At 70.0% G+C, this 10,038-nt stretch carries 10 protein-coding genes; 6 read left to right on the top strand and 4 right to left on the bottom strand.

The window, feature by feature from the left end; genetic code table 11:
• The 3 genes from VE172_RS23085 to VE172_RS23075 form a co-directional block, all read left to right on the top strand.
• Positions 1-416, top strand: a 416-nt coding sequence (locus tag VE172_RS23085) for an amidase family protein (protein ID WP_324804360.1), incomplete at its 5' end; no start/stop codon positions are given.
• A 256-nt stretch (positions 417-672) separates the two neighbouring features.
• Positions 673-3,246, top strand: coding sequence for a sensor histidine kinase (locus VE172_RS23080; RefSeq protein ID WP_324804359.1), 2,574 nt, complete (start codon positions 673-675; stop codon positions 3,244-3,246).
• A 36-nt stretch (positions 3,247-3,282) separates the two neighbouring features.
• A complete protein-coding gene (locus tag VE172_RS23075; protein ID WP_324804358.1) occupies positions 3,283-3,702 on the top strand; it encodes a roadblock/LC7 domain-containing protein in 420 nt (139 codons plus the stop codon).
• Here VE172_RS23075 and VE172_RS23070 read toward each other — a convergent pair.
• Complete coding sequence (locus VE172_RS23070) at positions 3,589-4,389, bottom strand: phosphotransferase family protein (protein ID WP_324804357.1); 801 nt, start codon at positions 4,387-4,389, stop codon at positions 3,589-3,591. The genes VE172_RS23075 and VE172_RS23070 overlap by 114 nt on opposite strands.
• Before the next feature lie 202 nt (positions 4,390-4,591).
• On the opposite strand from VE172_RS23070, the gene ctaD reads away from it, so the two are divergent.
• Entirely contained in the window at positions 4,592-6,298 is a 1,707-nt protein-coding gene (ctaD, locus tag VE172_RS23065) for an aa3-type cytochrome oxidase subunit I (RefSeq protein WP_324804356.1), read from the top strand.
• Positions 6,299-6,313: 15 nt separating this feature from the next.
• On the top strand, positions 6,314-6,883 hold the full coding sequence (locus VE172_RS23060) for an isochorismatase family protein (RefSeq protein ID WP_324804355.1): 570 nt from the start codon (positions 6,314-6,316) through the stop codon (positions 6,881-6,883).
• Here the strand turns inward: VE172_RS23060 and VE172_RS23055 are convergent.
• Both VE172_RS23055 and VE172_RS23050 read right to left on the bottom strand, forming a co-directional pair.
• Positions 6,880-8,163 (bottom strand): nicotinate phosphoribosyltransferase, encoded by a 1,284-nt coding sequence (locus VE172_RS23055; protein WP_324804353.1) that lies wholly within the window; start codon positions 8,161-8,163, stop codon positions 6,880-6,882. The genes VE172_RS23060 and VE172_RS23055 overlap by 4 nt on opposite strands.
• A gap of 36 nt (positions 8,164-8,199) precedes the next feature.
• Positions 8,200-9,099: an oxidoreductase gene (locus tag VE172_RS23050; RefSeq protein WP_324804352.1), complete on the bottom strand. Its 900-nt coding sequence runs from the start codon at positions 9,097-9,099 to the stop codon at positions 8,200-8,202.
• Between the two features lie 64 nt (positions 9,100-9,163).
• Between VE172_RS23050 and VE172_RS23045 the strand changes: the two genes are divergently transcribed.
• Positions 9,164-9,769 (top strand): TetR/AcrR family transcriptional regulator, encoded by a 606-nt coding sequence (locus VE172_RS23045; RefSeq protein ID WP_324804351.1) that lies wholly within the window; start codon positions 9,164-9,166, stop codon positions 9,767-9,769.
• A 6-nt stretch (positions 9,770-9,775) separates the two neighbouring features.
• On the opposite strand, the gene VE172_RS23040 is transcribed toward VE172_RS23045, so the two are convergent.
• The coding region (locus VE172_RS23040; RefSeq protein WP_324804350.1) for a helix-turn-helix domain-containing protein at positions 9,776-10,038 on the bottom strand (263 nt) is incomplete at its 5' end.

The following is a 10,038-nucleotide window of genomic DNA, read 5'->3' as shown; positions in this document are numbered from 1 at the left end:
GCACCCGGCGGCTGGTCTCCGTGGGGGAGCGGATGGCGCGCGGCTCGTGGGCCTCCACCCTGCTGGGCGACGGGGCGCGCACCCGGGCCCATGCCGTGGAATGGTTCGCGCACAACGGTTTCGACGTGCTGGTCACCCCGGCGGCGGCCGGGCCGCCGCCGGCGGGCGTGACCTGGTCGCGCACCGGTTTCCGGGACAACCTGCGCGCCAGCGCCCGCGCCGCCGCGTTCACCGCGCCCTGGGGTCTGGTCGGCCTGCCCGCGTTGGTGGTGCCGGTGGGTACCCGCGGGGACGGACTTCCGGCTAGTGTCCAACTGGTGGCGCCGCCGGGAAAGACCGCGTTGCTTTTCGACCTGGCGGCCCAACTGAGCGACATCGTGAAACCGCGCCGGTATCCGCCGACCGCGCGGAGCTGACGCGTCCGACATAGTGAGGAAAGGACGGCGAGGAGTCACTGATCCGCCACTATGAGAGAAATATGCCCCCCGGTCTCGACTTCACACCCCTTGACACGTCAGGATATCCCGACAGGCTGTCTGCTTAGCGGTGGCAACCGAACGCCCCGGTGCATGACGCGATGCCATGCACCGCCTGAAGATGTGAAAGGCTCACCCCACGATGGCTAATGGTGAGGCACCACGGCGCCGGTCCCTCTCGGTGCGTCTACGGCTCATGCTGCCCATCGTCGTGACGATCCTGGGTTTGTTGACCCTGGCCGGTCTCCAGGTGCAGCAGGCCATGCAGACCGACGCCGACGCCGCCCGCGCCAAGACCCTGGCCGACCTGGCCAACACCACCGCGAAGCTGCTGCACGTGGGGCAGGACGAGGTCGCGGCCACCGTCGACAGCCACGAGGCCGACGGCAAGCCCTTCGCGCACGACTACGCCCACCAGATCGCCACCACCGACAAGTACATCGACGAATTCCAGTCCCAGACCGACGCCATCCGCAAAGAGGTTCCCGCGCTCAACGCCGTCATCGTCACCGCCGACGGCTCGCTCGACCAGATCAAGAACGCGCGCAAATACATGAGGCCGTTCGCCAAGGACAAGGCCGTCTCGATGGCCGACCCGGACACGACGAGCGGTCTGGAGCTGTACGAGTCGATCTCCGACAAGATCCTCGACGTCGCCGACGCCCTGCACGTTCACATCACCGACCACGACCTGGCGCGGCAGGCCCGCGCCGAGGCCGCGCTGGCGGGGGCGAAGCTCGCGGCGGGTTACGAACGCATCCTGGTGCACAACCTGCTCACCGCGTCCGAGATGGACCTGAACGGCGACGGCAAGAACGACAAGATCCCGGCCGCCGACACCACCAGCCTCGCCCGGTACCAGGGCATCGAGCAGCAGCGACTCGGCGAGTTCTACCGCGCCGCGGGACCGCGCGCCAAGGGCCTGTACTACACGACGGTGTACGGACCGGCCGTCGACCGCGCCGACCGGATCACCTCCAACCTCCTGCAACAGCGGCCGCCCAAGGCCACCGCCCACGATTGGGACGTCGCCCAGGGCTACCGGATCAAGGAACTCCACCAGGTGGAGTCCCAGCTGAGCGAGGACCTCGGCCACTCCGCCGACGCGCTGCGCAGCCAGGCCCGCACCTCGGCGTGGATCACCGGCGGCTCGGCCGTCGGACTGGCGGTGCTGACCTTCGTCGCGGCGATGCTGCTGGCGCTGCGGATCAGCAAGCGGCTACGCCTGCTGCGCCGCGACGCCCTGCAGGCCGCCGAGGACACGCTGCCCAAGGCCGTGGCCACCATGACCGACGCCCGCAGCGAAAAGCAGGTCACCGACGCCGTCGACGCCGCCGAACACCTGGCCATGACGGACCGCACCGGGCCCAACGACGAGGTCGCGGCGGTGACGCAGGCGTTCAACGTCGTCCACCGCCAGGCCCTGCGGCTGGCCGCCGACCAGGCGATGCTGCGGCTCGACGTGGCGGCCATGATGATCGCGCTGGCCCGGCGCGGGCAGTCCCTGGTGCAGCGGCAGCTGCACATGCTGGATGAGTTCACCGAGGCCACCCGCGACCCGGTCGGCCTGGAGCGGATGCGCTCCCTGAACCACATGGCCTCCCGGATGCGCCGCAACGAGGAGAACCTGCTGCTGCTGGCCGGCGGCGACCCCGGACGCCGCCACATCTCGGCCATCACCGTGGCCCGCGCCGTCACCGAGGCGTCGGCCGAGATCGAGGACTCCTCGCGCATCGCCATCGAGGACTCCGCCGATACGCCCATCATCGCCAGCGCGGTGGGGGACGTCGTTCACCTGCTGGCCGAGCTGCTGGAGAACGCCGCCCAGTTCTCCGCGCCCACCACCCACGTGCGGGTCGCCACCCGGCGCACCATCCACGAGGTCGTCATCAGCATCAACGACGAGGGCATCGGGCTTCCCGAGGAGCAGGTCGCCGAGATCAACGAGCGGCTGCGCGAGCCCTCCGGCCTGACCTCGTCGCTGGCCGGGACCATGGGTCTGCTCGTGGTCGCGCGGCTGGCCGAGCGCCACGGCATCGACGTCCAGCTCCACTCCACCGCGGGCAAGGGAACCCTGGCGGTGGTGCGGGTGCCCGAGGCGCTGATCGCATCGCAGGACGGTCCGCGCACCGGCTCCGGCTCCGGCTCCGCCCGCGGCGGCATGATCGACCCGATCTCGAACGAGCCGCCGCTGTCGGGGCGCGGCAGCCTCAAGGCGCTCAGCGACCGACCGTCGGCGATCCCGGTGACCGGGACCGGCGAAGAGACCTCCATCACCGACTCCAGCGGCGTGATAGTGCCACGCCCCAGAATCCCCGGTGCCGAGGCGGCCGACCCCCGTCCGCTCCCGGCCCCGGTGTCGGCCGCCCCCGACCCCACCGCAACATCAGCACAAACCGGATGGTTCATGCCCGCCACCGGCTCCGGTGACTTCCCCGCGCTCCCGCCCGGCTCGCTCAGCTGGCAAACGGGAGCCGGGGATATGGCATACGATCAGGCCAGGCAAGCCATTGCCGCCGCTTCCGAACACCCGGCACCGGAAGCACCCGTCGAAGAGGAGGGGGCGCTGCCCAAGCGTCGCCCGGGTGCACGCCTGCTGCCCGGTTCGGTGGAAGCGCCAGCCAGCGCCCCACCCCCTCGAGGCGGGCCCGGTGACGAAGGTTTCGATCCCGACGAGATTCGCAGCCGCCTGGCTGGGTTCGCCGGTGGCATAGCCGCCGCCGACACCTCATCGACGATGGACATTCGTCAGGCGACCGACAAAAGCTGACCCCGTACGCCTCGTGAACTGCGAAGGACCCCGCCGATGACCACACCACAACAAGCTGGGCACATAGGAGAACTCGACTGGCTGCTGACCTCGTTCGTGCAGAAGGTCCCGGACGTGGCCCACGCCCTGACGGTCTCCGTGGACGGCCTGGCGCTGGCGGTATCGGCGGGTCTGCCCGTCGACCGCGCCGACCAACTAGCCGCCATCACCAGTGGGTTGGCGTCGCTAACCACCGGTGCGGCAAAAGTATTGACCGCCGGACGCGTCCGCCAGTCGGTCGTCGACATGGACGAAGGCGTCCTTTTGTTGATGGCCGTAGGGGACCGGGCCCAGGTCGCCGTGCTAGCCCGCGCCGGCTGCGACCTCGGCCTGGTCGGTTACGAGACCGCCCTGCTGGTCAAGCGCGTCGCCGCCGCACTCGAGCCCGGAGTGCGCCGCACCAACGGAGTGAGATAACACAGCCCACGACGACGTCACCGCGGTTCGGCGGCGCCACAGCGCGGCCGAACCGTCGCGGCGGGCGGCGCCGAACCGCCGCATGGCGCGGCACTTCGCCAGCATCGCCTCCTGGCGCTTCGGCCAGGGCGCCGGCGGGGTGCCGTAGCCGTGGAACAGGTGCGGCAGCGCGTCCACGCAGTCGGCGTGGTGGGTGCGCACGATCCACTCGCACCAGGCCAGGTCCTCGATGGGTCGTCCAATGTGGGACCACTCCCAGTCCAGCACGGCCGTGACCCGCAGCGTCTCCTCGTCCAGCAGCAGGTTCTGCGGGCCGTAGTCGCCGTGCACCAACACCTTCGGCGATCCGTCGGCGCCGCCCAGCGGGGCCACGGAGACGGTGTGCAGCGCCGCCAGCACCCGACCGCACTCGGCGAGGATGCCCGCGGCCCGCTCGGGATTGAGCAGCCGCTGGCCGTGGGTGCCGTCGACGAATTGACAGACCAGCTCGGCGCCACCGGTTCTCAGCACCCGGGGCACCGGCACCGTGCCCGCGGCGGCCTTCAGCGCCCGCCCCTCGGTGTCGCGACGCAGCTCCGCGCCCGGGCCGGTGAACCGCTTCACCACCGTGTCGTCGACGCGGACGGTGTCGTTGCAGTACCCGCCGGGCAGTCGGGGTGCCGGGGCGTCGGCGTCCTTGGCGCGCATGGCAAGGCATCCTGCCACAGCACACCGATCGCGCTCCACGCCGCGTGAGATGGAAGTCGCGGCACACCCGAAATTCTCATACCCGACGCAATGTCGAAGTTTCCGGAAGGCTATTCTGCGATCGCCAGGCATGAGTGTGGGCTCACCCGCGTCCACATCGCCCAATCCGGTGCCGGGCAGGGACGACTCAGGAGGTCCGCAGGTGACAACGGTTTCGCCGAAGCCGATCGTCGCGCGTCCGTGGTCGGTGCGCCGTGAGCCCAAGGGCTCGTGGCTGGCCCGCACGCTGCGCACCACCGACGCCAAGCAGATCGGCTTGATGTACTTCATGACATCAATGGCGTTCTTCGGCATCGGCGGCATCATGGCCCTGTTGATGCGCACCGAGTTGGCGCGCCCGGGTCTGCAGTTCCTGTCGGTGGACCAGTTCAACCAGCTGTTCACCATGCACGGCACCATCATGCTGCTGATGTTCGCCACGCCGATCCTGTTCGCGTTCGCGAACTACATCGTCCCGCTGCAAATCGGGGCGCCGGACGTGTCGTTCCCGCGGCTCAACGCCTTCGCGTACTGGCTGTACCTGTTCGGGTCCACATTGGTGGTCGCGGGCTTCCTGACCCCCGGCGGCGCCGCCAGCTTCGGCTGGTTCGCCTACCAGCCGCTGTCCGACGTGGTCAACTCGCCGGGTTACGGCGCCGACATGTGGTTCGTGGGTCTGACCATCTCGGGTCTGGGAACCATCCTGGGCGCGGTCAACATGATCACCACGATCCTGACGCTGCGGGCGCCGGGCATGACCATGTTCCGGATGCCGATCTTCACCTGGAACATCCTGGTCACCAGCCTGCTGGTCCTGATGGTCTTCCCGATCCTGGCCGCTGCCCTGCTGGCTGTCATGGCCGACCGAACGCTTGGCGCCCATGTCTTCGACACCGACACCGGCGGGGCCATGCTGTGGCAACACCTGTTCTGGTTCTTCGGCCATCCCGAGGTGTACATCGTCGCGTTGCCGTTCTTCGGCATCGTGTCCGAGGTGATCCCGGTGTTCAGCCGTAAGCCCATCTTCGGTTACAAGACCCTGATCGGCGCCACCCTGTCCATCGCGGCGCTGTCCATGGCGGTGTGGGCGCACCACATGTTCGCCACCGGCCAGGTGCTGTTGCCGTTCTTCTCGTTCATGACGTTCCTGATCGCGGTGCCCACCGGCATCAAGTTCTTCGACTGGATCGGCACCATGTGGAAGGGGCAGCTCACCTTCGAGACGCCCATGCTGTTCTCGCTCGGCTTCCTGACCACCTTCCTGTTCGGTGGACTGTCCGGCGTGCTGCTGGCCAGCCCGCCCATCGACTTCCACGTCTCCGACACCTACTTCGTGGTGGCGCACTTCCACTACGTCCTGTTCGGCACCATCGTGTTCGCCGTGTTCGCCGGGGTGTACTTCTGGTTCCCCAAGGTGACGGGGCGAATGTACGACGAACGACTCGGGAAGCTGCATTTCTGGTTGACGTTCATCGGCTTCCACACCACGTTCCTGGTGCAGCACTGGCTGGGCAACGAGGGCTTCCCGCGCCGCTACGCCGACTACCAAGCCGGGGACGGCTTCACCACGCTGAACACGATCTCCACCATCGGCGCGTTCATTCTCGGACTGTCGACGCTGCCGTTCATCTGGAACATCTTCAAGTCCCACAAGGCCGGACGTCTCGTGGAGACCGACGACCCGTGGGGCTACGGCGCCTCCCTGGAGTGGGCGACCAGCTGCCCGCCGCCGCTGCGCAACTTCGACCGGATGCCGCGGATCCGCAGCGAGCGCCCCGCGTTCGACGCGAAGTTCGGCGAGATCCTGGCCGCGCGCGAGCAAAAGGAGCTGGCCGGCACGGCGTCCGGATCCGGTGAGTCAACCGATTGATTTAATCTAGGAGCCATGGCTCGCGCGCTCATCATCGTCGACGTCCAACGCGACTTCTGTGAGGGTGGCTCCCTGGCGGTGGCTGGCGGTGCCTCCGTGGCCGCGGACATCTCGGCCCAGGTGGCCGACAACCCGCGCCGCTGGGATCGCATCGTGGCCACCCGCGACCGCCACATCGACCCCGGCCACCACTTCTCGACCGAGCCGGACTTCGTCGACACGTGGCCGCCGCACTGCGTGGTCGGCACCGACGGCGCCGACTTCCACCCGGAACTCACGGTGTCCCCCGAGGCCGTCTTCGACAAGGGCGACTACTCGGCCGCCTACTCCGGCTTCGAGGGGCGCCTCGGCGAGATCGACCTGGCCGCGTGGCTGCACGCCCACGACATCGCCGCCGTCGACGTCGTCGGCATCGCCACCGACCACTGCGTGCGCGCCACCGCGCTGGACGCCGCCCGCGAGGGCTTCGACACCACGGTGCTGCTCGGCCTGACCGCCGGCGTCGCCCGCGACACCGTCGACAAGGCCCTGGACGAGATGCGCACCGCCGGGGTGGCGCTGACGGGCACCCCCCGCGTCGTCTAGCGCATCACGACCGGGACGCACGCGTCGCCGGGCGACAGCTTCAGGCCGTCCCAGGGGATCGAGATGAGGCGCTGCCGCAACAGCGCCCGCGAGTCCTTCAGACCGGGCAGGTTCTCCACCGGCTCACCGCCGCGCAGCAGCGGCACCTGCAGCGCCTGGTCGCCGGGCATCGGCTCGGGCACGCCCTGCGACACCACGACCTCCTCGGTCACGGTGCCGGTGGGCTTGTGGCGCCGCACCGCGGTCTTGCGTCCGCCGACGGTCGCCTTGTTCTCGGAGCGCTTCACCACGGGGGCGCCGTCCACCTCGACCAGCTTGTACACCAGGTTGGCGGTGGGGGCCGCCGAGCCGGTCACCACGGCGGTGCCCGCCCCGTACACGTCCACCGGCGCCGCCGCCAGCGTCGCGATGGCGTACTCGTCGAGGTCGCCGGAGACGACGATCTTGGTGTCGTTGGCGCCCAGGGAATCCAGCAGGTCCCGGGATTGCTGCGCCATCACGTCCAGGTCGCCGGAGTCGATGCGGATGGCGCGCAGCCGGGGCCCGGCCGCGGCGATGGCGTTGCGAATGCCCTGCGAGATGTCGTAGGTGTCGACCAGCAGCGTGGTGTCGGTGCCCATCGTCTCCACCTGCGAGGCGAACGCGGTGGGCTCGTCGGCGTGCAGAAGGGTGAACGCGTGCGCGGAGGTGCCCGCGGTGGGGATCGCGTACGCCCGCCCCGCCGCCACATTGGACGTGGTGGAGAACCCGGCCAGGTAGGCGGCGCGGGCCGCGGCGATCGCGGAATGCTCGTGGGTGCGGCGCGAACCCATCTCGATGATGGGGCGGCCGCGGGCGGCCGTCACCATGCGGGCCGCCGCCGAGGCGATCGCGCTGTCGTGGTTGAGCACCGACAACACCAGCGTCTCCAGCAGGACGCACTCGGCGAAGCCGCCCGTGACGGTCAGGATCGGCGAGCCGGGGAAGTACAGCTCGCCCTCGGCGTAGCAGTCGACGTCGCCGCTGAAGCGGTACGCGCGCAGCCACCGCGCGGTGCGCTCGTCCACGACGCCCGCCGACAGCAGGTAGTCCACGTCGGCGTCGTCGAAGCGGTACGCGGCCAACAGCTCCACCAGGCGCCCGATCCCGGCGACCACGCCGTAGCGGCGCCCGGTGGGCAGACGGCGGGCGAAGACCTCGAACACGCAGGACCGGTCGGCGCTGCCGTCGGCGAGCGCGGCGTTGACCATGGTGAACTCGTAGTGATCCGTCATGAGCGGAACCAACGCGGCGTTCGTCATGCCCGAGAGCCTACTGTGGTGCGCGGTGACGGCCGATCAGGTGGTTTGGAGCGCGTGCCGGGGGAAGGTCACTTCCGTCAGTTGTTCGGAGACGTCCCACAGTCGACGCGCGGTGTCGGCGTCGCGCGCTCGCGCCGAGCGGGCGACCAGCTTCGGGGCGCCGCGGGTCCCCAGGAGTCCGCGCGGGCCCGCGTAGCTGTTGCCCGGGACGTCGGCCACGGCCGCGTACAGCGTGGGCAGGGCGCCGCCGGCGTCGTCTTGCGCGATGACGGAGATCCCCGCCTTCATCAGGGCCTGCGTGAGCGCGCCGCGGTCGCCCGGTCGCAGCAGGTTCGTGTTCGACAGGCCGGGGTGCGCGGCGGTCGCGAGCACGGGGGAGCCGACCTCGGCGAGGCGGCGCTGGAGTTCCAGGGTGAACAGCAGATTGGCGAGTTTGGACTGTCCGTAGGCCGCCCCGGCCCGGTACGGCTTGTGTTCCCAGTTGAGGTCGTCGAAGTCGATCTTGCCCTGCCGGTGCGCCAGGGACGACACGGTGACGACGCGCTCGGTGACCTGGGGCAGCAGCAGGTTCGTGAGCGCGAAGTGCCCCAGGTGGTTGGTTCCGAACTGGGACTCGAAGCCGTCGGCGGTGCGCGTCAGCGGCGGGATCATGATGCCCGCGTTGTTGATCAGCACGGCGATCGGCTCGGTGAAGTCGGCGGCGAACGCGCGGACCGAGGCGAGGTCGGCCAGGTCGAGCTGTCGGACCTCCACCTGGCCGGTCATCTCGGCGGCGGCCGCGCGGCCCTTGTCGAGGTTGCGGACGGCGAGCACGACGCGGGCGTCCCGGGCGGCGAGCGCGCCGGCGGCGGCGCGGCCGATCCCGCTGTTGGCGCCGGTGACGACGACGGTGCGGCCCGCCATGGACGGAACGTCCGAAGCTGAGAATGTTGTCATGAGCTACATAGTAGGCGACAGCAACAATGTTGTCAACGCAAACACTCTTGCTATGGTGGAAACCATGCCAGACGCGACCGACGAGCGCCCCTACCACCACGGCAACCTCCGCGCCGCCCTGCTCGACGCGGCCGAGCGCGGCCTGCGGGACCACGGCGCCGACCGGCTGTCACTGCGCGATCTGGCCCGCGAGGTCGGCGTCAGCCACGCCGCGCCGCGCCGGCATTTCCCCCACCGTCAGGCCCTGCTCGACGCGCTCGCCGAGGCCGGGTTCATGCGGCTGGACACCGCACTTTGTACCGCTGTGGCGGGCGCGGGTGACGACTTCCCGGCGCAGGTGCGGGCGGGCATGATCGCCTACACCCGCTTCGCCATCGACAACGCCGCGCTGCTGGAACTGATGTACACCAGCAAGCACCGGCCGGGCGCCACCCGGATCGTCGCGGCCGCCGAGGCCCCGTTCGGGCGAATGAGGGACCTGATCCTGCGGGGGCAGGAACGGGGCGCGCTCCAGGCGGGCGACCCCGAGCGGATCGGGATCGTCCTGTTCGCGACGCTGCAAGGCATCGCCACACTCATCAACGGCAGCCTCGTCGCGCCCGAGCTGCTCGACGACATCGTCGACACCGCGGTCGAACAGTTCCTGCGCGGCGCCCGCCCGCCCGCCTGACCGGCGTCACGACACCAGGCCCGTGCGAAACCCGGCGGCCACCGCTTGGGCGCGGTCGCGGACGCCGAGCTTGCGGTACAGCCGCCGGGCGTGGGTCTTGACGGTGTCCTCGCTGACGAACAGTCGGCGCGCGATCTCGGCGTTGCTGCGGCCGTCGCTCATGGCCCGCAGCACCTGCAGCTCCCGCCGGGTGACGCGGGGCGCGTCGGTGACCGGGCGCTGCGCCGGGATGTCGGGGTCGCCGGGGCGGGGCCAGACCGCCAGCAGGC

This window comes from Stackebrandtia sp. (assembly GCF_035643755.1).
GTDB lineage: Bacteria > Actinomycetota > Actinomycetes > Mycobacteriales > Micromonosporaceae > Stackebrandtia.
The sequence above is the reverse complement of the archived record's forward strand: the minus strand, read 5'-3'. Positions and strand labels throughout refer to the sequence as shown.

What these genes read in the sequence shown, in the direction of transcription:
- VE172_RS23080 (WP_324804359.1), top strand. Translation starts at nt 673, where the DNA reads ATGCTGCCCATCGTCGTGACGATCCTGGGTTTGTTGACCCTGGCCGGT.
- VE172_RS23060 (WP_324804355.1), top strand. Translation starts at nt 6,314, where the DNA reads ATGGCTCGCGCGCTCATCATCGTCGACGTCCAACGCGACTTCTGTGAG.
- VE172_RS23075 (WP_324804358.1), top strand. Translation starts at nt 3,283, where the DNA reads ATGACCACACCACAACAAGCTGGGCACATAGGAGAACTCGACTGGCTG.
- VE172_RS23070 (WP_324804357.1), bottom strand. Translation starts at nt 4,389, where the DNA reads ATGCGCGCCAAGGACGCCGACGCCCCGGCACCCCGACTGCCCGGCGGG.
- VE172_RS23055 (WP_324804353.1), bottom strand. Translation starts at nt 8,163, where the DNA reads ATGACGAACGCCGCGTTGGTTCCGCTCATGACGGATCACTACGAGTTC.
- VE172_RS23050 (WP_324804352.1), bottom strand. Translation starts at nt 9,099, where the DNA reads ATGACAACATTCTCAGCTTCGGACGTTCCGTCCATGGCGGGCCGCACC.
- VE172_RS23045 (WP_324804351.1), top strand. Translation starts at nt 9,164, where the DNA reads ATGCCAGACGCGACCGACGAGCGCCCCTACCACCACGGCAACCTCCGC.